At 52.0% G+C, this 22,718-nt stretch carries 16 protein-coding genes; 4 read left to right on the top strand and 12 right to left on the bottom strand.

The window, feature by feature from the left end; all coding sequences use genetic code 11:
• Nucleotides 1–6: 6 nt before the first annotated feature.
• Nucleotides 7–2,628, bottom strand: a complete 2,622-nt coding sequence (gene mutS / locus FAP39_RS14710; RefSeq protein WP_138017168.1) for a DNA mismatch repair protein MutS — start codon at nucleotides 2,626–2,628, stop codon at nucleotides 7–9.
• 161 nt (nucleotides 2,629–2,789) lie between these two features.
• Between mutS and FAP39_RS14705 the strand changes: the two genes are divergently transcribed.
• Both FAP39_RS14705 and FAP39_RS14700 read left to right on the top strand, forming a co-directional pair.
• Nucleotides 2,790–5,045, top strand: coding sequence for an NADP-dependent malic enzyme (locus FAP39_RS14705; protein WP_138017141.1), 2,256 nt, complete (start codon nucleotides 2,790–2,792; stop codon nucleotides 5,043–5,045).
• Between the two features lie 23 nt (nucleotides 5,046–5,068).
• The gene (locus tag FAP39_RS14700; protein WP_138017140.1) at nucleotides 5,069–5,953 is read left to right on the top strand and encodes a ribokinase; all 885 of its coding nucleotides are present in this window, start codon (nucleotides 5,069–5,071) and stop codon (nucleotides 5,951–5,953) included.
• A gap of 4 nt (nucleotides 5,954–5,957) precedes the next feature.
• On the opposite strand, the gene FAP39_RS14695 is transcribed toward FAP39_RS14700, so the two are convergent.
• Entirely contained in the window at nucleotides 5,958–6,965 is a 1,008-nt protein-coding gene (locus tag FAP39_RS14695) for an AraC family transcriptional regulator (protein ID WP_138017139.1), read from the bottom strand.
• Nucleotides 6,966–7,082: 117 nt separating this feature from the next.
• Between FAP39_RS14695 and FAP39_RS14690 the strand changes: the two genes are divergently transcribed.
• Nucleotides 7,083–8,852, top strand: a complete 1,770-nt coding sequence (locus FAP39_RS14690) for an acyl-CoA dehydrogenase family protein (protein WP_138017138.1) — start codon at nucleotides 7,083–7,085, stop codon at nucleotides 8,850–8,852.
• 81 nt (nucleotides 8,853–8,933) lie between these two features.
• On the opposite strand, the gene FAP39_RS14685 is transcribed toward FAP39_RS14690, so the two are convergent.
• The 7 genes from FAP39_RS14685 to FAP39_RS14655 form a co-directional block, all read right to left on the bottom strand.
• Nucleotides 8,934–10,046, bottom strand: a complete 1,113-nt coding sequence (locus tag FAP39_RS14685) for a glycosyltransferase family 61 protein (protein WP_138017137.1) — start codon at nucleotides 10,044–10,046, stop codon at nucleotides 8,934–8,936.
• Between the two features lie 114 nt (nucleotides 10,047–10,160).
• Nucleotides 10,161–12,452 (bottom strand): sulfatase-like hydrolase/transferase, encoded by a 2,292-nt coding sequence (locus FAP39_RS14680; protein WP_138017136.1) that lies wholly within the window; start codon nucleotides 12,450–12,452, stop codon nucleotides 10,161–10,163.
• Entirely contained in the window at nucleotides 12,449–13,246 is a 798-nt protein-coding gene (locus tag FAP39_RS14675; protein ID WP_138017135.1) for a hypothetical protein, read from the bottom strand. Before FAP39_RS14675 ends, FAP39_RS14680 begins: the two co-directional genes overlap by 4 nt.
• A complete protein-coding gene (locus FAP39_RS14670) occupies nucleotides 13,246–14,679 on the bottom strand; it encodes a hypothetical protein (RefSeq protein WP_138017134.1) in 1,434 nt (477 codons plus the stop codon). The genes FAP39_RS14675 and FAP39_RS14670 overlap by 1 nt, the downstream gene beginning before the upstream one ends.
• Before the next feature lie 141 nt (nucleotides 14,680–14,820).
• Entirely contained in the window at nucleotides 14,821–15,672 is an 852-nt protein-coding gene (locus FAP39_RS14665; RefSeq protein WP_138017133.1) for a hypothetical protein, read from the bottom strand.
• Nucleotides 15,673–15,682: 10 nt separating this feature from the next.
• Nucleotides 15,683–16,561, bottom strand: coding sequence for a hypothetical protein (locus FAP39_RS14660; protein ID WP_138017132.1), 879 nt, complete (start codon nucleotides 16,559–16,561; stop codon nucleotides 15,683–15,685).
• Nucleotides 16,562–16,662: 101 nt separating this feature from the next.
• A complete protein-coding gene (locus FAP39_RS14655; protein ID WP_138017131.1) occupies nucleotides 16,663–17,787 on the bottom strand; it encodes a glycosyl transferase family 90 in 1,125 nt (374 codons plus the stop codon).
• A 255-nt stretch (nucleotides 17,788–18,042) separates the two neighbouring features.
• Between FAP39_RS14655 and FAP39_RS14650 the strand changes: the two genes are divergently transcribed.
• Nucleotides 18,043–19,050 (top strand): glycosyltransferase family 2 protein, encoded by a 1,008-nt coding sequence (locus FAP39_RS14650; RefSeq protein ID WP_171006882.1) that lies wholly within the window; start codon nucleotides 18,043–18,045, stop codon nucleotides 19,048–19,050.
• 3 nt (nucleotides 19,051–19,053) lie between these two features.
• Here the strand turns inward: FAP39_RS14650 and FAP39_RS14645 are convergent, their stop codons facing one another.
• The 3 genes from FAP39_RS14645 to FAP39_RS14635 all read right to left on the bottom strand — a co-directional run.
• The gene (locus FAP39_RS14645) at nucleotides 19,054–20,856 is read right to left on the bottom strand and encodes a glycosyltransferase family 2 protein (RefSeq protein WP_246059181.1); all 1,803 of its coding nucleotides are present in this window, start codon (nucleotides 20,854–20,856) and stop codon (nucleotides 19,054–19,056) included.
• Nucleotides 20,857–20,872: 16 nt separating this feature from the next.
• On the bottom strand, nucleotides 20,873–21,679 hold the full coding sequence (locus tag FAP39_RS14640; protein WP_138017129.1) for a glycosyltransferase family 32 protein: 807 nt from the start codon (nucleotides 21,677–21,679) through the stop codon (nucleotides 20,873–20,875).
• A gap of 456 nt (nucleotides 21,680–22,135) precedes the next feature.
• Nucleotides 22,136–22,718, bottom strand: a 583-nt coding sequence (locus tag FAP39_RS14635; protein ID WP_171006881.1) for a DUF1217 domain-containing protein, incomplete at its 5' end; no start/stop codon positions are given.

Below are 22,718 nucleotides of genomic sequence, written 5' to 3'. Positions count from 1 at the left end.
CTTTTTCTATTTGGCGATGCGCTTGTTCTTGAGCTCATAAATGAGTTGAAGCGCCTCTCTTGGGCTTAGGTCATCAGGATGAATATCGTCCAGCATGGTCTCTAACTCGGACGGTCCTTGTTTTTGTGCGGGCACGGCGGCAGGAGTTGCCGCAAAAAGAGGCAGGTCATCAATCAGCGCCTTTTGCGGTGCGCCATCTCTCTCGCCCTTCTCAAGGGTGTCCAACACAACCCGTGCGCGCTGGACCACCGCAGGAGGCAATCCGGCAAGTTGGGCGACCTGAACGCCATAACTGCGATCGGCGGCACCTTGCTTTACCTCGTGCAGAAAAATGACCTCACCATCCCACTCTTTGACCGTAACTGTGGCGTTTTCGACCCCATCAAGCTTGTTCGAAAGTGCCGCCATTTCGTGATAGTGGGTGGCAAACAAAGCGCGCGATTTGTTGACATCGTGCAGATGCTCGAGCGTCGCCCAGGCAATTGACAAGCCATCATAGGTGGCGGTGCCGCGCCCGATTTCGTCTAAGATAACAAGTGCTCTGTCGTCTGCTTGGTTCAGAATTGCGGCGGTTTCTACCATCTCGACCATAAAGGTTGAACGCCCGCGTGCGAGGTCATCGGATGCACCGACGCGGCTAAACAACTGGCTCACCATCCCGATCCGTGCCTTGGCGGCTGGAACGAAGCTTCCCATTTGGGCGAGCAGCGCGATCAAGGCATTCTGGCGCAGAAATGTGGATTTACCAGCCATGTTTGGTCCGGTCAGCAACCAAAGGCTTGCCTTATCCCCACCTGACAAATCACAATCATTTGCGACGAAAGGCGCGCCGTTTTGTTTGCGCAACGCGGCCTCGACAACTGGGTGGCGACCTCGTTCGATATGGAAATCTCGGGCTTCATTGATATCCGGTCGACACCAGTTTTCATCAACGGCGATTTCTGCAAGTGCGGAACTTAGATCAAGCTCTGCCAGTCCTGATGCAGTGTTTGCGATTTTGGCTGACTGATCGAGAATTACTTGTCTTATGCTGGAATAGAGCCTCTTTTCGATCTCGAGTGCATTGTTGCGCGCATTCAGGATCTTGGTTTCCATTTCCGACAACTCAACCGTGGTAAAGCGGACTTGGTTGGCGGTTGTTTGGCGATGGATGAATGTTTCGGAGAGCGGTGCCGAAAGCATTTTGTCGGCATGTGTCGCTGTGGTCTCGATGAAATATCCCAGCACGTTGTTATGCTTGATCTTGAGTGAACCGATCCCCGTCATTTCGGCATACTGGGCCTGCATCGATGCGATGACGCTTCGGCCCTCGTCACGAAGCTGCCGGCTTTCGTCCAGGTCGGCGTCATATCCGGGGGCAATGAAACCCCCGTCGCGCGCAAGCAGAGGCGGATCAGCGACCAGCGCATCCTCTAGCAAATGCAACAAGGGATCATGCCCCTCAAGGCTGCTGGACGCATCGGACAGAACTTTGGGCAACGATGATGCGCCCAGCAAGGTGAGGATGTCTTGTGATTGACCCAAACCATTTCTGATGGATGCCAGATCACGGGGGCCTCCACGATCTAGTGCCAAACGCGACAAAGCACGATCAAGGTCAGGAACTTTGCGTAGCGCATCACGCAAGGTCTGTGACAGTGGTCGATCATTCACAAAAAGGGACACAGCCTCTAACCGCGCTTGGACCGTAGTCAAATGCAGGGAAGGTGATGACAATCGACGCTCGAGCAGGCGGGCCCCGCCAGATGTGAGGGTTTTATCAATTGTCGCCAGTAACGATCCGGCGCGACCGCCAGACAGTGCATGCGTCAGCTCTAGATTTCTACGGGTGGCAGCGTCGATTTGCATAACGCTCTGCGTGGCTTCGCGTACTGGCGGTTGGAGCAGTGGCAGTTTGCCCTTTTGGGTAAGCTCTAGATAATCGACCAATGCTCCCAAAGCGCCGATTTCAGGTCGAGAAAAGCTGCCAAAGGCCTCTAGCGAGGATGTCTTGAACAATGCTGCGATGCGTTGTTCTGAAGACGTTGAATCAAAAGATCCTCGCGATATCGGAGTGAGGGGAACGTGCATATCTGCGGCGGCTTCGGAGAGAGAGGCCTCTGACCCCTCCGCAACAAGCAATTCTGACGGTGCCAATCTGGCAAGTTCCGGGGACAGCCGAACCGGAGACATCGGCATTACGTGAAGCGTGCCTGTAGAAATATCAGTCCACGCCAATGCGGCCTGATCGCGCACTACCGCGTAAGCTGCCAAAAAGTTATGGCGGCGTGCATCCAGCAGGCTGTCTTCGGTCAATGTGCCCGGCGTGACAAGCCGCACGACCTCTCGTCTTACGACGGCCTTATAGCCACGTTTTTTGGCTTCAGCGGGGCTTTCCATCTGTTCACAGACAGCGACGCGAAACCCTTTTCGAATGAGCGTCAAAAAATACCCTTCGGCGGCATGGTGGGGCACACCACACATAGGGATTTCGCCACCTTCGTGTTTGCCGCGTTTCGTCAGGGCAATATCCAAAGCTGCGGATGCAGCGACGGCGTCGTCAAAAAACATCTCGTAAAAATCGCCCATCCGGTAAAAGAGCAAAGCGTCCGGATGTTCGGCTTTGATTTCGTGGTACTGAGCCATCATTGGCGTGACGGCTGTTTTGCTAGCGCTCACCTGAAATTCCCCCATATCAGGCCTAAGACTTAACAAACCCTGATACTATGGCGAAAGGCGAAAGTGCTTTTGGTTGAGACATTCCGCGACCTGCGTTAAGAGGCTGAGACGGCATCCGAAGGAAATAAGTAATGTCAAAGACAAAAGTGACCGCTGAAGAGGCGCTGGCCTTCCACCTTGACCCCACTCCGGGCAAGTTCGAGATCAAGGCAACCGTGCCCATGACAACTCAGCGCGACCTGTCGCTGGCGTATTCGCCTGGTGTTGCTGTACCCTGCGAAGCAATCGCCGAAAACCCGGCTCTGGCCTATGATTACACGAACAAGGGCAATCTCGTTGCGGTGATTTCAAACGGGACAGCGGTTTTGGGGTTGGGCAATTTAGGCGCGCTTGGGTCCAAACCCGTGATGGAAGGCAAGGCAGTACTGTTTAAGCGGTTTGCGGATGTGAACTCGATCGATATCGAGTTGGATACAGAAGACCCTGATGCTTTTTGCCAAGCCGTCAAATTGATGGGGCCGACGTTTGGCGGCATCAATCTTGAAGACATTAAAGCGCCAGAGTGTTTCATCATTGAGCAACGGCTCAAGGAAGAAATGGACATTCCGGTGTTTCACGATGATCAGCACGGCACAGCGGTTATCTGTGCGGCTGGTCTGATCAACGCCTTGTATATTTCAGGCAAAAAGATCGAAGACTGCCGCATCGTTTTGAATGGTGCGGGGGCTGCTGGTATCGCATGTCTTGAACTTCTAAAAACCATGGGTGCCAAGCATGACAATTGCATCATGTGTGACACCAAGGGCGTGATTTATCAGGGTCGTACCGAAGGTATGAACCAATGGAAATCGGCGCATGCTGCGAATACTGACCTGCGAACCCTCCAAGATGCCATGCGTGGTGCGGACGTATTCTTGGGCGTGTCCGCAAAGGGCGCCGTGACAACCGATATGGTTGCGTCGATGGCGGACGATCCGGTCATTTTTGCGATGGCGAACCCTGATCCAGAGATTACTCCAGAAGAAGCGCACGCAGTACGCGCAGATGCAATCGTGGCGACCGGTCGTTCCGATTATCCAAACCAAGTTAACAACGTTCTGGGATTTCCGTACTTGTTCCGCGGTGCGCTTGATATCCACGCCCGAGCAATCAATGATGATATGAAGATTGCATGTGCAGAGGCATTGGCAGAGTTGGCGCGCGAAGACGTGCCAGACGAGGTTGCCATGGCGTATGGTCGCAAGCTGTCATTTGGGCGTGACTACATTATCCCCACTCCATTTGATCCACGCCTGATCTATCGAATTCCTCCTGCAGTCGCCCGAGCTGGCATGGATACAGGTGTTGCGCGTCGCCCAATCATTGATGTGGATGGGTATCAGGAAAACCTCAAATCGCGGATGGATCCAACGGCCTCGATTTTGCGAAGCCTAAACGCACGTGCGCGGAACGCACAGGCCCGTATGATTTTTGCCGAGGGGGATGATCCTCGTGTTCTTCGGGCCGCGGTTTCATATCAGCGCGGCGGTTTTGGTAAGGCGCTTGTGGTTGGCCGTGAAGCTGACGTCAAAGAAAAGCTTGAGGCCGCCGGCCTTGGAGATGCTGTGCGCGAGATCGAAGTCGTGAATGCGAAGAATACGCGATATCTCGAACAGTATACTGATTTCCTATACTCGCGCTTGCAACGTAAGGGTTTTGACCGTCACGATGTGTTCAAGCTTGCGGCGCGTGACCGGCATGTCTTTGCGGCACTCATGCTTCAACACGGGCATGGTGACGCTGTTGTCACGGGTGCGACCCGCAAGTCTGCTCATGTTCTTCAGCTCATCAATCACGTGTTTGATGCAGATGCTGACCACGGCGCAGTTGGCGTGACCGCCATTTTGCACAATGGCCGGATTGTCTTGATTGCAGATACGCTGGTGCACGAATGGCCTGACGAAGAAGACCTTGCGAATATTGCTGAACGTGCAGCAGGTGTGGCGCGCCATATCGGACTTGATCCGCGAGTGGCGTTTGTCAGCTTCTCGACCTTTGGATACCCAGTGTCTGAACGTGCCGAGAAAATGCACCTTGCGCCCAAAGTACTGGATGCGCGTGGCGTAGATTTTGAATACGAAGGCGAGATGACAGTTGATGTCGCCCTAAATACCAAGGCACAGGAAAACTATCCTTTCCAACGCCTTACTGGTCCTGCAAATATTTTGGTGGTTCCGGCACGGCATTCGGCATCAATTTCTGTTAAGTTGATGCAGGAAATGGGCGATGCAACGGTTATTGGCCCGATCTTGTCCGGCGTGGACAAATCAATCCAAATTTGCTCCTCAGGCTCTACGGCGAATGATATTTTGAACATGGCAATTTTGGCCGCCTGTAAGGTTGGATAGACGTTGTGAAGGGTTGAAGTCGGATGACGATCTACAATCTCGGATCTATTAATGCGGACTTTTTCTATCAGGTGCCGCATTTACCAAAACCAGGTGAAACCTTGGCCGCGACTGAAATGGCAAGCGGCCTGGGTGGCAAGGGTGCGAATATGTCTGTGGCAGCCGCGCGCGCAGGCGCGCAGGTTGTTCACATTGGCGCTATTGGGAATGATGGTGTTTGGGCCAAGGATCGCCTAACCGCATACGGCGTTGATACCCAGCACGTCGCGATTGTCGACACCTCGACGGCTCAGGCGGTTGTTTCCGTGGACGCTCAAGGCGAAAATTCCATCATACTGTGGCCGGGCGCCAACCTCGCGATACAGAAATCCGTTGTCACAGAGGCACTCTGTGAGGCGACGGAAGGCGACATTCTGTTAATGCAAAATGAAACCGAGCTTCAGTGTTTTGCAGCAGATATCGCGCGTACCAACGGTATGAAGATCGCCTATGCTGCGGCCCCTTTTTGTGCAGATGCCGTCCAAGAGATTTTGCCATACGTTGATTTTCTCATTCTGAACCAAGTCGAAGCAGCACAACTTATGGCCGCAACCGGAAAACTCGTGACGCGGTTGGGCGTAGAGGATGTCGTAGTGACTTTGGGGTCGCGTGGTAGTCGCTGGAACAATCACACACACCAGACCAACCAGTTTTTCGAGGCCCCCAAAGTCGATGTTGTCGACACAACAGGCGCAGGGGATACGTATACCGGATATGCCTTGGCGCTCATCGATACGGGGCACACGATGGCCACAGCGCTAAATATTGCAGCCGATGCGGCCGCCTTGATGGTGACGCGCCATGGAACGGCAGATGCCATTCCAACTCGGAACGATGTCGTGCAATTTTCGGAAAATCTGTCGCGTTGATCGCCTAGCGATATGTGCTTGGTGTAGCGTCAGTCCAGCGTCTAAAAGCCCTGTGAAACGTGGCTGCCGAAGCAAACCCAAGATCCTGAGAGATTGCCTCAATGGTTTTGGCACTATGGGAAATGTCCCGAATAGCAATATCACGCCGCAATCCATCTTTGATTTGTTGAAATGATGTGTCTTCCGCGCCAAGCCTGCGCATCAGTGTGCGTGGGGTCAGGTTTAGAGCCTCGGCGGCAGTGCCCAATCCGCAATCAAGCTGATCTGACAATAGCAATATCTCGCGCACCCGAAGCGAAAGCGTATGCTCACGCAGGCTGGTGAAAATCCAATCTCGGGGGGCGCGTGCTAAAAACTCCTGAGTTTCTGTCTCGGTACGTGAAACCGGCAGATCACTTAAGGCGTCATCAAACGAAATGGACGAATTTGGTCTTGAAAACCGTATCGGTGCGGGGAAGAGGATTGGATAGTCTTCCGCAAAGCTGGGTCGATCAAACTCGAAGCTCACATCCTTGAGGGGAATCTCGCGACCAACCAGCCAAGATGCCACCCCGTGCGCCAGCTTCAACAACAACACATGGCCAAAATACTGGGGTGTGGTTTGCTTGTTAGAAATGAGGCTTAGTCGCAACGCACCGTTCTGCGCTTCAAATGTCATATGGTGGTCGTCAAGCAGCAGATTCCAAAACGAACTAAACCGATAGAGAACAGCTGAAAGTGACGACGCCCCTCGTGTCGAGGCACAAAGGTGCTTAAGGGCGCCAGCGCGAATTGGCCTGCTCCACAAGCCCATCATTTCATCACCGGTTTCGACAACCACCAACTTGTACAAGCGCACGATTTGGTCATGCGTAACACGGGCCCGCGGATGGCTGATGGGTGACAATCCAGTCTGGGTTAGAAAACCGTCTACTTGTTCATGGCTGCAATACCCCCGAAGTGCGGCAAGCCAATCTTCAAGGAAAGCGCGGGATACTGTTGGTAAAATGGGTGCAGTTTTCAGGGAACTCATGCCATGGACTATCCAAGTATTTGTCACTTTATGCAAGGAATGCGTCCATCTCGGGGATGGTCACGGCAATCGTGCACAGCCTATGTAACCCCAAAGAATTATATCGGAGATAGTGTAGTGACCTTTGAGGCCCCAACCAAAGACATGCTTTTTAACATCGAACATCTTGCGGAATGGTCAGACGTTACAAGTTTACCTACCTATTCCGCACTTGACCTCAGCGACGCGGCGGCAATTCTCGAGGAATACGGTCGCTTTTGTGCAGAAGAGATTGCGCCACTGAACGCTCCCGGCGATCATGCTGGCTCGCACTATGAAAATGGGCGCGTTTTCTTGCCTGATGGTTTTCACGAGGCCTATAGCAGCTTTGTCGAAATGGGGTGGCAGAGCTTGCAACATCCCGAAGAGTTTGGCGGTCAGGGTTTGCCACGGTCGATTGGCGCCGCAGCCACTGAAATTCTAAACTCTGCAAATATGAGCTTTGCACTGTGTCCGCTTTTGACAGATGGCGCAATTGAAGCGTTGTTGACAGCCGGATCAGACGAAATCAAGGCAACGTATCTTGAAAATCTTGTGTCCGGGAAATGGACCGGCACGATGAACCTGACAGAACCCCAAGCAGGTAGTGATCTTGCGCTGATCCGCAGCCGTGCAGAAAAGCAGGATGATGGAACCTATCAGGTGACAGGTACCAAGATTTTCATCACTTATGGTGAACATGATATGGCCGAAAACACGGTGCATTTGGTGTTGGCGCGACTTCCTGGGGCACCCGCGGGTGTCAAGGGTATCAGCCTTTTTGTGGTGCCAAAGTTCATGGTGGAATCTGACGGGTCTTTGGGTGCTCGCAACGCGGTGCGCTGCGTAAGTGTCGAGCATAAACTGGGTATCAAGGCCAGTCCCACAGCCGTGTTAGAGTTTGAGGGTGCCACCGGGTATCTGATCGGCGAAGAAAACTCTGGCCTGAGCTATATGTTCGAAATGATGAATTCGGCGCGGTACGGCGTTGGTTTGCAGGGTGTAGCCGTTGCGGAGCGCGCCTATCAACAGGCGCTGGCCTATGCCAATGATCGCGTGCAAAGCAGCCCGCTCGACGGCTCAACCCGTGATGCGGTCTCCATCATTCAGCACCCAGATGTACGGCGTATGCTCGCGCGGATGCGTGTGTTGACCGAAGGCGGGCGCGCTATGGCTGCTTATGCATCTGGATGGCAAGATTTGGCACGGCATGCCGAGTCCGCAGAGGATCGCAATGATGCCACAGCCATTTCCGAATTTTTGACGCCACTGGTTAAGGGTTTTTGTACTGAAACGGCGATCGAAGTGACATCTTTGGGTGTACAGGTGCACGGCGGGATGGGCTTTATCGAGGAAACAGGTGCTGCCCAACATTATCGCGATGCCCGTATCTTGCCGATTTATGAAGGCACCACCGCGATTCAGGCGAACGATCTGGTCGGGCGTAAGACACTTCGTGATGGCGGAAAAACCGCGCTGCGTGTTGCTGGATTGATCGAACAGACAGAGCGCGAGTTGTCACAGGGATCACAACAAGCTCAGGCCGTTGCCAAACACCTTGGAAAAGCGCGCGCCGCGTTTCAAGATGTCGTGTCCCATATGTTGGAGCACGGAAAACAAGATCCGACGTCTGCATTTGGTGGCGGTGTGCCGTATCTGATGCTGGCTGGTAACCTTGTTTCAGGGTGGCAACTTGGGCGTGCCTTGCTTGCGGCCGAAACCGCAATAGAGCTTGGCAAAGACCCGGGCTTTATGGCGGCGAAAATCGCGTCTGCATCGTTTTATGCCGACCATATTTTGATTGAAACAGAAGCTCAGAAAGCCCGTATTCTGGGCGGCGCGGACAGCCTAAAGGCGATGGTCCTTTAACGGCGAAGTTTTCAAATCAGTGTGGAGAAGATGGTTCTTCTCCACACAAAATTTTGCGCCTGATACCGCGAGGCTTGTGTCTTAGGGAAACACTTCTTCTAGCAAGGTCTCAGCACGCTCTTCGAAATCCTCAAGGCGTATTTCCATTTCTCGCTCCGATAGGTTCGGCCAAGCTGCATTTTCGATAAACCCATGCTCGGCGAGTGCTCGAGACGTCTTTTCAAGATCGATATAGGAAATGACCTCGTTAAACTGAACTGGTTCGTCTTCACGAAACCAAAAACGTGAGCAGGCATCAATAATTACGGGGCTGATCCCCGCAAATCTGTCAAATTGCTCGATGAAGTCTTTGTAAATTGTGCCGGGCCGCCGCAACAAAATCGCGATGCGGCACTCTGCGGAAACGACAAAGGCGGCAAGATGCAACGCCGAGTTATCGGATGACACGATGACCTTGGCCGCTTTGTACTGGGCAAGCTGCGTGGCGACATTGTGCTCTTGTGGATGAAAAATCGAAAACCCTTCGGCCTCAAAATGTCTCTCGAGCGCCTCTTCCTGTAGAAAACGCCCACGCTTTCGGAACAGTTTGCTGCGCGAGATAAAGATTTTCTCGGGGCCCTCTGCGGTAACAGTTTTGCGCAGGCGTTCATCCATAAATGTTCGAAACTCGGGGCAGGCACCGATCATGTCGTTCACACCGAACCCCTGAGGTGGCACAACAAGCCGGTCAACGCGGGTCGGGCTTCCAACAGCGACAAGATCTGGAACGTCGCCTAAGGCATTGACGATCGGGCGCAGAGGCGGCAGGCTTCTGCTTGGCCACGTGAATTGTCTTTTCGGGATGAATACAACCTGATCAATGGATTCTGGGCTGTGATCAAGTCCCCACAACCGTGCCGTAGACTCGCATAAGGCGTGACCAAAATGGCCATACCCAAGCCCGCCAAACAGTACCGTACCCGGTAGGTGGCCAGTGATTTCTTCGGGTTGGGGAAATCTGGGTTCTACGATTGTTGGTCGATTAGAAGCTCGCCATGTTTGAGCTGTTTCGCAATACCGTCCATCTGGGTAAAACACGCCTGCGGGTCGGGCCATGTTCTTGGAAGTGCCGTCGCCAAAAGGAACAATGATTGCGTCTTCGATCACTTCAATCTGATCGGCCAACTGTTGTTCCGGATCAAATCGCAACGCCATACCAAACCTCAAAATTCATAAATTATGTGTCTTTCTTATCCTAAGGACCCCTTATTGAACAGATGGCAACCCTTTCGAAGGCGCGGCTATCCTGCTCGGGTCTCTCGTGTCTTTTCAAACCAAAATTTCATCAAGTGCCAAACCCTTAACAGCACCTTTCAACACAATGGTCGAAAGACCCAACTTAAGCATGACTTCCCGATCTGAATGCATGTGAAGCTCGGGTGAATTTGGCCAAGAGGACAGATCAAGACGATAGTCGGGGCGCCAATCCTGAATCTCTGTGATCCCGCCGTACTCGACGATCATCTTGACGTGTCCGTCGCCAGCGCGAATTTGATTATGTCCATTGCCGATGTGGATGACGTCATCGCCCCCCTCAGAATGCACAGTGTTTCGGCCTGGGCCTGTGAAAATCTCTGATCCACCTTCGCCATCGTGAATTTCATCATTGCCCGCCCCACCGTGGATTGTGCTTTGGCCATGTCCGCCGCGGATAACGTCGTTTCCGGTGCCACCGTCCAAATAGTCGCGGCCATTTCCACCAATCAGCGTGTCATTTCCCGACCCACCAAAGAATTGGTGCCGGTCTTTCTTGCGGCCTGATTTTGCAACCAAAAGGTCATTTCCGGCCCCGCCGTGAAACTCGGCCCCGCCATACTTGGGCCCGATCATAACGTCATCGCCACGGCTTCCGGTGACGTGGACGACGACGCGTTCGGATGTTTCAAAATTGATGGGGGTGTCTGGATGCGCGACGACCGCAATCTCTTTGCCCGTTTTCCCATCACTTTCGTTGCGCGCGACAACGGTTGCGATGCGAATGTTTTCAACATGGGCTGGCATATGCAGGACGTAATCGTCAGGTCCGGCCATGTACCACAGGGTATCATTGCCGCCGTCCGCATCTTCGACAATTTTTTCGGCATCAGAACCGTATGCCCAATAATCATTGTCGGCATTTCCGCCAGCCATGACAACCGATCCATCCAACGACATCATGGCATTCACGCCACGCTCAGGGTTTTCGTAGCCGCGTAAGTCCAAACCAAGCTCAAGCGCATTTTCTACAAGTTCTTGGCGAAGCTCTTGGATTGGGGCTGTTTCGCAGAGATTTTCGGTTTCCCCAGGATCATTTACCAAATCGTACACATGCTCTTCGCCATTTGGATACCGGAAATACCGATACTGGTTCAGGTCTGGACGAGCCGAGCGTACGGAAAGCGTGCCGAATACGGAGGTGACAGGAGATTTACTAGCGTCATATGTGCCAAAGGACGCATCGACCAGCGGCAGCATGCTCTGACCTGATGTCCAATCCGGCCGATATGGAAGGCCAGCCAGATCCAGTATCGTTTTGGGAATATTATGAAGGCTCACCGGGAGATCGATGACTTTACCGCCCTCCATCTTGGCGTTCCACATTCCAAGCGGAACGTGCGCTGCCGAATCCCACTGACTCATCTTATGAAAGCTGTCGTGGGTCCCGAGGTTAAAACCATTATCGGACAACAGCAAAACCGTTGTGTTTTCACCAAGCGGCGAGTCCCGAAGCGCATCCATAAAGCGGCCAATTTCGTGATCAACATGGCTAATTGCGGCGAAATAGGCTCTGACAACTTGGCGCCACGCTAGATCACCCGCTTTCTCAGGGGTCCATGGTCCGTTCGTGATATATGCGGCTTCATAGACGGCCATACCTGATTGCGGCCCAAAGAAATCTTCGGGGGCCGCGCTTTGCGGCCACACAATTTCAGCTGGCTCATACTGAGAATAAAACCTGTCAGGGCACTGGAGGTTATAATGCGGGTGTTTGAACCCAAGCTGGATCAAATGACGTTTGTTTGGATCAGCGGTGCCAAGGTGGTCAATCGCGTTTTGCGCAACACGCCAGTCATAGAATTTACGGTCCTGACTGCCGTCATCATTGGGGTGGTTTACTCCGGAAATGCCGGGGCCTTTATCAAGATAAGCCTTTACGCCATCTCGTTTGCCAGCATCTTTGGCTTCTGGTTCTTCGTGAAACAGAATGCGTTTATAGGCTTGGGGCATGGGTTTGTAGTTGCTGTCGACTTTGCCTGTCGTAAAGGTTCGGAACCCAGCGCGTCGCAGATCAAATTGCCACCCAGCAGTTGGCGGAAGCACATCCCGCCAAAATCTGTTCAAATCGACGAGGCCGGTTCGAAACGGCGAGATACCAGTTGCCAGCTCGGCACGGCACGGGGCGCAGAGCGGCACAGTTGCGTACGCATTCGCAAAGCGCGTTCCTTCGGCCATGAACCGGTCTAGGTTGGGCGTTTGGATTTCCAACCCAAACGATTTGCGCCACGTGAAGATGTCGATCATGTCGTCAATCCAGATCGCCACGATATTGTCGTTTTGCGTGGTGTCGCGCGTAAATTTCATTCTGGTGTCTCCGCATGTTCGGCATACCGACAGGCCTGATTCAATGTCTCGCGGCCTTCGGTATCGTCCAGGCAATCTCGGTCAATCCAAAGCATCACGTCGGACATGACAGATTGGCCAAGTGTTTTCACGATACCCTTGCGATGGGAACGGCACCCCACAAACAAAGTGCTCGCCCCAAGCATCGACGCTGCCACATCCATGCTGGACTCGCTGGTTATGACAGTTTCAGGTGTTTGGCCCTCAGAAAAGCACGACAAGGCGAGGCGACCAAGGTGATAACTTCCGACCGCCCAATAAGGCCCTTTAGGTGAAGGTAAGCTGAGCTGAAGCCGATCTGATTGGTCCGCAAAGCCAACCTTGCCGTCTTTCTCATAGAGATAAAGATAGTTTTTGTGGTCATCTGGATTCAGCGTCGCGAGCGAGCGGCCTTCGCCAATGTCAGAGTGCACCCTGACAGCGATGGTAAAAGAATGCGCATCAACAAGGGCGTCTTGGGCGGCGAGGCCCCCGTTTTCACCCATGACAAAGCCAATGCCATCTCGGGTGTATTGGCTGGCACCAGCATGAGGCTTGGCAGGTGTGAGGGTCTGACCGAGACCCTCTTGTGGTAGCCATTCAGAGATCACGCCGTCATTGTGTGAAACCGTAGACTGGGAATACCAAACGGCCCCACATTCATTTGGGTGTCGTCTGCTGTCGTCAGCTGGATCTGGCTGCTCGTCGAGCAACACGGCGCTGGGCAAATCTATGTCCAGATACAGGGTGTCACCGTCTCGGAAAACTTCTTGCATCAGTGCACCGGTAATGCCGCGGGCAGAGCCCAGCGATGTAAGCGCACACCTGTGCGGCTTTTCAAGGACCACCGATCCCGCAACGCACCCCTGTTTGCGGGCATACCATCATTGGATGGGGTGTGACCGATCGCGTACAACAATGTAAGGTTTGTACCTTGAGGCGGCTTATCACACGTGATGAGCACATCATTTGGATCGTCTGCCGCCACTTGTACCGCAATAATTTTCGCGCCAGCGTCATCATTCTCAAACTGAAAACCGCATGCATCTCCTGAGTTCAAAGGATCATCGGAATCTAGGACAAATTTGGTTTCGGCCTGACCGCGGCACCTGATAATGGTGGGGTCATCCTCTCGCTCTGCAAGCAAAAGAACCGGACAAGACCACGTTTGATCCTCGTTAAGAGCTTCGACAGCCGACGCATCCATTTCTGCCATCTGCAAACATGCATCAAGTGTCGGGCGCCCATAGGTGTCGAGTGGAAACATGTAACTTGGCGCACTAAACACAAAATCATGGCTGCCTGAATTCCATGAAAGAGCCCATTGTGCTCTGATCGTTGTGTGGTCGGAAATATTTTGTGTCCCAGCGTCAAAAACAGACACAAACAAAGGCTTTCTAAGCCCTTGATCGGAAAACAGATCACAAACCGCATCCATGATCTTAAAAATGCCGGACTGCCATTCCGCTTCAGAACTCAGAACGTCTTCAAGGGTAAATTCCAAACCCACGCCAAGAACTTTGGGGGGTAATCCCAACCTGCGTGCAGCGCTAACAAAGTTCTTTACGCTTTGCGTGAGGTTGGACATTCCAATCCCAACCGCTAGATCTGCAATGCACCCAGAGTTATCACTTTCGCTTCGTGAAAAAATGACGGGCAAAGCGCGATAGGCTTCTTGCCGACGGGCAACAATTTCGTCAGCGATCAGACTGTCCCGGGTTTGCTCGGGCAAACAATAAAGCGCAGAGGTTTCCAGATTTGTATCTGATCCTGCGTTCCCTGTGGCACCAAGATCATCACCTGCGGTTACGACATGCCATGGGAATCTCAGATCATGTGCCTGGCCAGTAGTGCGTCGCGCACCGCCAAGGCCGAACATCGCGAACAGAGCCCCGCTCGGGTTCGCGATTGTATCCGGCATGCCATCAGACTGAATGGGGCGACGGAATTTTCGGACGCCCTGTTCGCCTGCAAGCCGAGCTGAAAACACATACTCGTTCGCGATAACTTTTACATCCCAAGCATCAATGTCACCCAGCACGGCAGGATCAACTTCTTGAGCCGATCCAAGCTGCGGCAGTCGAGATGCGATGTCAGCGATTACCTCATCAGCCAGCCGCAACCTAAGACCAGTTTCGTCAAAGCCAATTACATCACCGTTTTTTGCACGAAGCAGCACACCACGTGACGGTGTCGGGGTTTCGCTCATTGCTGCATTTCCTTCGTTCGGGTCACGTTAGGCGAACTTGATGCCAAACTTGCTCTGTCAACGTATCATGCGTGACGAAAATGAATACCGCAACATCAACATATTAACGCATTTTCTACAGCCATGCGTGTTCGAAGTTTTCTAGGCGGCGCTATAGTATTTTTGCCACCGCCGCACCAATCGGTCATAGCCGGATTCAGCCGCGAGATCGCGAAATAGGGGCGCGATTTTGTGGCCGCGGTCGTGCATTTCGGACCCGACCTTTCGTAGATAACGAAAGCCTGTTGGCCGCTTTCTGCGAAACGCGGTTCGGAACTGATTTGCTTCAATTTTCCCATGCACCAGATCGAATAGCTCGTCCTGCAAGCCCATTTCGACGCAGGCCTTGAGTATGCCGTGTCCAACACCATGCATCATACAGCGTCTATATCCGGCAGGCTTGGGCAGCAGGCCCTCGTGCATTTTGTCCATGCGGTGCAACGGATCGAAGACGACAAAATAGTCTCGGTGGTGATCCATCTCTCTCGCGAGGTTATGGCGCCATCCGTCCATATTTGACCATTCCTTGTCGTACCGGCGCTCGAAGGTGGCGACTTTGGGATCAATCGAGGCCTGAGGGCTTACCGCGATGATGCGTTCTGCATCAAGCGTGCGTCCAGCTAACAATGCGCCATATGCCCCCATGGAAAACCCATAAGCAGAAATTTGGGAATTGCCGCCAATTTCTCGGCGGCAGGCTTTCATTGCGTCAAAGAATTCGGCGTTCTGGTACCAGTCAGGTTTAGCGCTGTAGACGCAGACATAGGCAAGGTTGCGTTTGGCAAAGCTGGTTCCACCCCAACCTTGGCCATTGTCAGCAAACGGAAAGTCAAATGGTGGAAATACGACGATGACCTGATCGGGTGACGCTGGACCGAAATACTCTAAGCGCATAAGCGCGCCGTCGTAAACTGTGCGGCGCTGCCAACTCGGTTGGGTGATTAACGTTGTCATTGTCATCGTATTATAGGCTCGGGTCTACCTGTACCTTGTCCAATCGCCGCACACCAATCTGTTGCTCCAGCATTTTTTTGGCGGTACGCAAGTGCCCGACTTCTCGCAAAATTTCAAAGTTTCTATAGTGAAGCATCACAATATCATGCTGTTCTGGTAAGGGCACGCCGCGCAATGCACCACCAAGTATGAAATGCTGTTCCTCTGGCAGAATATTCCATTTCAGCCCAGCGGCCTGAATCGCAAGAGGAAGTGTCATTTGGTCAAGGTATGGGCGTTTTTTGATAATGTCGATTTGGTCGACGGTTTGGCCAAGGCGATACCAAATTTCGGCAAAGCTTTCGCCGTCACTGTTCAAGGGGCCTTCTGGAAACACGATCAACCCGGCGTTAAAATAGGGCATGAGCTTGCGACGGCGTTGCCGAGAAAGCCAAATGCGCTCTTCGGGAATGTCCATATCGCACGCTGCGTAGATATCGTTCCAGATATCTTGGCCGGTCCAATACATAGAGGTGGCCGGCGCGACCGAGACATGTCCTTGGCGGTACATGTTCTGTGACTGATTTTTCCCGATAAACAACATATCGGAATCCATGAACGCCGAATATGGCGTGTCACGAGGTTCAAGTGCTGCAAGCATCTTGTTGCCATGCGGATATGCGGGATCGAACTTACCCGAAGTTTTGATCGGCCTGATATCAACGCCCAACTGCTTGTAAACAGTCAGCGCGCGGGCATCCATATTTCCAATTGTGTCTTCTGGGCAATAGCCGATCAGGTCCAAAGGCTCGTCGAATTGGCTTCGGATAGACGCAGCCAAATAACACCCCATATCTTGATACTTTGGCGGCTCTACGACAAAAAATATCGACAGCTTTGCTTGCGCCATTTCTACGTTCCTTTCCAGACACTCGTGCCTGTGTGCATGATTGGGGTACTAACTCGTAACATACTCAGTTTTGCCATGTGCTTGCCGCCAGATATAGCCACCTATTTCCCAACAACTTGGTTTTCGTTGCCATAAAGAATGCGGGCGCCGACGGTGCTTACGACTTCGTCAAGAATTTCAGCCCGTAAGGTGCCGTCTGCGAGCAGGTCGCACACCTCGTTTGCGCGCTTGATCATCTTTTGGCAGGCGTCTTGGTTGGCATCGCACCACGCCAAGCGTTCATTCAGGTCCGATAGATCTTTTTTGAAGGGCACAAAATGGACCCAAGGTTTAAAGTGCGCAGATGCAAAGCTCTCGAATTCGTGCTCCATGACGAGCCCAAGAGAACTGCTGTTCATGACCCAGTAGAAATTCGATCCAACGTCTGATCCGGGTAGAACCGCCAGATATTTAAAGGCGCACTGGTCTGCGCGGGCCATGCGGCTCTTGCGAAATGGCTGCAGCAACGGTTCTGCATCAAGATCATAGTCCCCAAAATTGGTATAGCCGATGTCAAATCGGGGATCATCATATCGTTCGAAAAGGAACCTCTGACGTTCCATTGTCATCATTGTGCGCTGTGTCTCTTCGAGGGTCAACTGACCAGATTTGTGTTTTTTAAGAAGAGCATACAGCCGAATTGGCCGTCCACGACCGTACTTACCCAGCCGCCCCCAGTTTCCAGCAGTGCCGCGCCACACCACGTTTGGTGACTTTTGCGCCCAAGGAATTTCGCGCAGTTCGGCGCCCCCTAAAAACTCATCAGACCCCAAGTCTTGATACTCGGGCAGGGGCCAAAGAATTCTGCCAGAATGTGCGCCAATTTTGCGATTAAAACAAAAAACAGGTGCGCAGTGGCCGTTTTCCATGACCAAATTTCGCGCCCGGTGATCGGCCATATCAACCAGAAAATCATAAGAAGGTCTGCGGTCTAGGATCTGACCCAAAGCGCCCGCCACCTTGGCGCGATTAACCTTGTTTCCGGTTTTGCGAAGACGCCTGTCCGCCATCAGCCAACCATTGTGGCCGTCTGGCGTGTTGCGGTGATGATCCCAAGACACGGTCATGCCAGACGATGCGGATTTGGCATAGTTCATTGCCGGCAAGTTTGTTGAAAGGCAGACGTTACTTAGGTCCCCCAGTTGATGGGCAATAGATGCCTCAACAAATTCGTCACGCGAAATCATGCCTGCGCCCTATGCACTCAATTTTCGGTCGCATTACGACCTGCTTTTTGCCGCGTCACTGCTCAGCGGCCAAATTTTTCAATATATTATCGGGGTTTCCAAATTTCCGCAATCATTGCGCGCCCTTTGCTGCAAAATAGACACGATGCAAAGGATATCCGAACAGCCCAATGCCCGGCGCTTTCATTTGTTCGCCAAGTGACGCAAATTAATAGACAAAATCCGACTTTCCGGCTGACCCCAAGGATATTTCACATGAGCATCAATGGCGAAAAGACTCTGATGATCAGTGTGATGCGGAATGAAGGCCCATATGTTCTTGAGTGGTTGGCGCACCACTTTGCGCTGGGCATCGATGATTTGTTGATCTTTTCCAACGACTGCTCTGACAATACTGATCGTATTTTGGATCGGCTTGAGGTGATGATGCCACACAAGGTAAAGCATCAACCCAATCCAAAAGTGATGTTCCCTGACCGTGGCAAGTGGCACATTATGGCCTTGCGGTATGCTGGTCAATTTGGCCGCTGTCAGGCCGCGGATTGGCTCTATGTGACGGATGCAGATGAATTTTTGAATCTAAAACGCGGCGTTTCCGATCTGGATGGGTTCTTTGAGGCAACTGGGCCCGCCGATGCGGTGTCGTTTACGTCGATCGCATTCAATAGCAACGGGCACACAAAGATGAGCCCCGATTTGGTAACAAGGCGATTTACCCAAACAGCAACGGACTTGGCTGCGGCGAAAAAGGAAAACAGAACCGTTCTGACCGCCGTAAAGACCCTGTATCGCAATACAATTCAAGGTCCACGACGCCCGCATCGACCTGTGACGCCTGACTTTTCTACGACAGGCATGACCTGGATTGATGGGGCAGGAGGGCGTTTGCCAGCGGGTTTTACAGATAGTGGATCAAAGGGCATAGCATCCAATGGCACGCGCACATATGCGCAGGTGAACCACTATTCAATCAAAAGCAAAGAAGAGTTTTTGCTTAAGGTTGATCGTGGAGATGCCGTAAATGCAGAGCGGCTTGGCCAATCCAAGCGGTATTGGGACACGGCCAACCGGATAGGGAATACAGATAAAACCGGATCTAAACTCTCGCCAAAAGCCAGAGGTCTATTGGATGAATTTCTGGCGGATTCCCAACTGCGTGAGTTGCATGAAGAGTCGTATTCGCTGCGCGAAACGATGTTGCAAGATGTGCTTAGCTCAAAACGTGGTGAAGCCGTCGCGCAGCAAATTGGCTATTTCGACTAGAGGTTAACTCGTCGCCTTTACTGCTGGTGTTCGATTGATGACCACAGCTTCGGCAATGCCTATGTCTTCGTTCTCCGCGAGATCAGCTCCTGAAACTTTGCTTTGTTTGAAAGCGTTGGCAGCGGGCCCAGTCAGCATAATTCGTTTGGTCACGCCCAGATCAAGCTGAGCCAAGAGACGACCAATGGGTTCTTGGCTGGCGCGGATCACAGCGGGTTGGGTGACTCTGATCAGCGCATCAATTGACGCAATCGTTGTGGTATCACTGTTGGGGTCAACAACTGGTTTTTCGTGCCACCCCAATCGAGTGTCAAAATCAAGCGCGTTCCGTTTCAGGACATCTTTCATCAACGCCAGCCTAGAGGCATGGTCTTCCTGAACCAACAGCTGACAATTGGGGTAATGCTTGAGCGTCAGGAATGACAAAAACCCAATACCCGCGCCAAGATCCAAGATACGGTCGCCATCCTCAACGACGCGTCCCGTCCAACGCGCCAGTCGCCTTTGATATTTCCCGCGCATTACCTGATCTAAGGTGCTCTGGGCAAAGATACGTACATCCGCTGGCAGAAAAATATCATGGTTTGAAATCCAATCGACCGCAGTTTCTACCGAGGTATCGATCTCTCCGGGTACAAAGCCATCGCCGCCATCTTCTACATCGGAAAACTCTGCCGAGGGCTTGGTGCGACGCTCATTCACAGGGCGTTCCGCGTTGTTCTTTTCAACCTGAGACATCAACGCTTTGATCTTTTCGGGATCCCGCGCCTTTGGTGGTTTGGCATTGATTTGCGTAATAGGAACTTTTAAGGCTTCAATCAAAGATGCCTTGAGTGCCTCATAAGCGTCGGTTTTTCGATACTCTTCAAGACGTGCTTCGACTCTCTCGAGAGCAGCAAAATGTAGTTTGTTCAGCACTGGGTCTGTCAGAAGTTCGTCCATGATTGCCCGACGTCTATCAGAGTAGCGTAGAACTTTTTCGTCGCGCACTTCATTTCGATCCTGCAGTGACCAGTAGTCAGAGTTGTATTTGTCTTTCTTGTTGTTAACGTTTCCGCGAAACTTTCGGATTGCGTAACTGTCGACAGATTTGACCGCATAGTGGTTGAGTTGTGCCCATTGGTACCCAACGGTACGCCGAATAGAGCGCCAGCCACGGAATTTGAAATAGTCTTCCATCGGAAGACCAGAACCATTGAGCCACTTTACTGTGTCAGGGAACCCATCGTCCAAGTGCTTTCTCTTTATTGATGGACGGTGGATGCCAAGCTTCCAATACTCGTGGTCAAACTTAAAGAGCGTTTTTACCCCCCATCCCTTGTTCCAGGTTGGTGGCGCAGCATAAAGGTATTGCTCGGTGACAGGGTCTCGCGACCAGTCAATCACATTGCCAGACCCAAAGATGCGCCATGTGATGACGATGCCGTTGGCATCGCCTGCGGCATCCAACATTGGATCAAGCGTGCCGTCCCCATAGTTGATCGACAAAAATTCATCCGCATCAAACATGAGAACCCAATCGGCATTTCTGACGACAGGCTCTACTTGGGCGTGTTTCATGGCCGATGGCTGTGGTTTGATACCCTCGGGAATCTCATTTCTGCGATGATATCCCAACCCCAGCTCCTCGAGCCGGATCAGCATGTCGTCTGTCCCGTCGGAACAATCGTTGGTGTACACAAGTATTTTTGTGAACCCGACAGCAAGATGATGGGCGTACCACTCCAGCAGGAATGGTGCTTCGTCTTTCATCATTGAAATTGCAAGCAGCTCGCCGTGCCGGCTTGTATGCGGTTTGAGCTTCATAAGAAGTCTCGCTGTGTTATTTCAATGCCTTGGATGGGTCGATGCCGATCTGGTCGCACATGCGCGCTGCGTATGAACCGGGCATCGGAACATGTTTCTCCCACCATGGTTTGGTGCCATTGGTGTAAAGGTGCACAGACAACGTGTTTTCCGTAAAGTGCCCTTCGACATTTCCATAAGGGTCATAAAAGATGTCGTTCAACTGGAACGGAACAGGGTAAAGTACATCACGCTCCATGGCCTTTTCAAACTGACCCGTTTGCTTAGCAAAATAGGTAAAAGCTTGCGGGCCAAATGCCGTACGTTCAGCCTTGTAGATGCGTGCGCCGTGGCTCATTTTTTCGTCAAGGCGGTCGTATTTACGGCGTTGGTTTTTGTTCCACCAAGGCGGATAATCTGGCAGGTTGTCGTAATAATCAAGGAGCTGGTCCATCAATTCGCATTCTTGCGGTAAGGCGACAACTCCACAATTCAAAGCCCCCAAAAGACCATGAACGCCAAAGATATATTCGAGGTCATCAGGGAAGGGTTTATGGCAGAATGCGTCGCAATCAATCCAGATAGCCCCAGTTTTCTGGATCATTTTGTAGCGAAATACATTTGAGAGAAAAGACGCGCTTGTATCTGCAACAAGCTGCATATCCAAATCCATGATTTCCGAAGCTGGTCGTACCTCGACACCTTCTGGCGCGTTGTCCACCTTGTCTGTGCAATACAGGGTTGTTGGATGCCCCGCCAATACATGGCTTTTAAGACAAAGCTGATTCAAATAGTGAAGTTTTTCGCCGATCCAAAGCGACGCGACAGGACGTCTATTACTCACCTCTCTGACGCGAAATATGATGCGTCGATATTTTTCTAAATTTCTACAGAAGGTTTTCTCTGCTTGCAAACTCTATCAAAAGGCACTTTGCCCAATTTGAGAGGGTTTGGTCCTAGGGTTCAGGGATGCCCCTTACTTTAGGGTGCGTGATTTCTGAATATATCCCTATTCGTTCTGTCGCAGGCCGCCATCAATTCATGTCACTGGAAAATGCTTGTTCTGGGGAATGTATCCCTCAGATTGCAATGATACGTCGGGGTTGTTGGCGCAGAAATGGCTCAACATACTGAAAGTTTAAGAAATTCTCTTTCAGTATGTATCTGTTGGTCTCCCACTGATGGGGTCCCGCATTCAAAGCTGAGAGGTCATTAGTGTCCGTGCGTCGAGCAGGGCAAGCTAGGAAAACAAGCGACTACTGGGTTGCCACAATGCATATTTAAACAAAGAGCGAACTGATTAACTAAGGAGCGTGAGCGCAATTTCTGCGGATGATGCAGAGGCTGAATTCGAAATTTGGGACATGAGCAGATACCGCTCGACCAGAGCTTCCTGTGCAGTATCGTCCGAAAAATTGCTTACAGCACTACTTCCAAACAGCTTCTCAGATTTTTGCTGAAAAACTTCGAGTTGCTTATCAATATCAAGCTTTCCAAAACTGCTCGGCAGTCCAAAGGCTGTCTCAAATACAGATCTAAGTGGGGCTGAGCCCATAATCGTAAACCATTTGGTATTGTCACTGCCTGTTCCCGACGAAATCGAACCCAGTTCGCGTTTGGCATTTAGCGCCAGCCGTAAATCTGAATCTTGAACGCCAACGGCTTCTTCGAACTGGCGCGTTTGGTATAGATTTGTAATTTCCTGTGCAAAATCAGAAAGCTGTGTTCTTGCTGTGTCGAAATCCCCAAATCCGAAGGCCTTCGAAAACGCCTTATATCGTGTGTCCGCTAAACGATTAGAAAGTGTGGACGGATCTATGAAGTGGTCCGGCAAATTCGGACAGCGTGCTAAGATGTATCCAACCCGATTGAATGGATACAAG

The sequence above is a fragment of the Shimia litoralis genome (genome assembly GCF_005518135.1).
GTDB classification, from domain to species: Bacteria; Pseudomonadota; Alphaproteobacteria; order Rhodobacterales; family Rhodobacteraceae; genus Shimia_E; species Shimia_E litoralis.
The sequence above is the reverse complement of the archived record's forward strand: the minus strand, read 5'-3'. Positions and strand labels throughout refer to the sequence as shown.

Coding starts and splice junctions, on each gene's coding strand:
- mutS (WP_138017168.1), bottom strand. CDS start 2,628: ATGATGGCTCAGTACCACGAAATCAAAGCCGAACATCCGGACGCTTTG.
- FAP39_RS14705 (WP_138017141.1), top strand. CDS start 2,790: ATGTCAAAGACAAAAGTGACCGCTGAAGAGGCGCTGGCCTTCCACCTT.
- FAP39_RS14700 (WP_138017140.1), top strand. CDS start 5,069: ATGACGATCTACAATCTCGGATCTATTAATGCGGACTTTTTCTATCAG.
- FAP39_RS14695 (WP_138017139.1), bottom strand. CDS start 6,965: ATGAGTTCCCTGAAAACTGCACCCATTTTACCAACAGTATCCCGCGCT.
- FAP39_RS14685 (WP_138017137.1), bottom strand. CDS start 10,046: ATGGCGTTGCGATTTGATCCGGAACAACAGTTGGCCGATCAGATTGAA.
- FAP39_RS14680 (WP_138017136.1), bottom strand. CDS start 12,452: ATGAAATTTACGCGCGACACCACGCAAAACGACAATATCGTGGCGATC.
- FAP39_RS14675 (WP_138017135.1), bottom strand. CDS start 13,246: ATGCAAGAAGTTTTCCGAGACGGTGACACCCTGTATCTGGACATAGAT.
- FAP39_RS14670 (WP_138017134.1), bottom strand. CDS start 14,679: ATGAGCGAAACCCCGACACCGTCACGTGGTGTGCTGCTTCGTGCAAAA.
- FAP39_RS14665 (WP_138017133.1), bottom strand. CDS start 15,672: ATGACAACGTTAATCACCCAACCGAGTTGGCAGCGCCGCACAGTTTAC.
- FAP39_RS14660 (WP_138017132.1), bottom strand. CDS start 16,561: ATGGCGCAAGCAAAGCTGTCGATATTTTTTGTCGTAGAGCCGCCAAAG.
- FAP39_RS14655 (WP_138017131.1), bottom strand. CDS start 17,787: ATGATTTCGCGTGACGAATTTGTTGAGGCATCTATTGCCCATCAACTG.
- FAP39_RS14650 (WP_171006882.1), top strand. CDS start 18,043: ATGAGCATCAATGGCGAAAAGACTCTGATGATCAGTGTGATGCGGAAT.
- FAP39_RS14645 (WP_246059181.1), bottom strand. CDS start 20,856: ATGAAGCTCAAACCGCATACAAGCCGGCACGGCGAGCTGCTTGCAATT.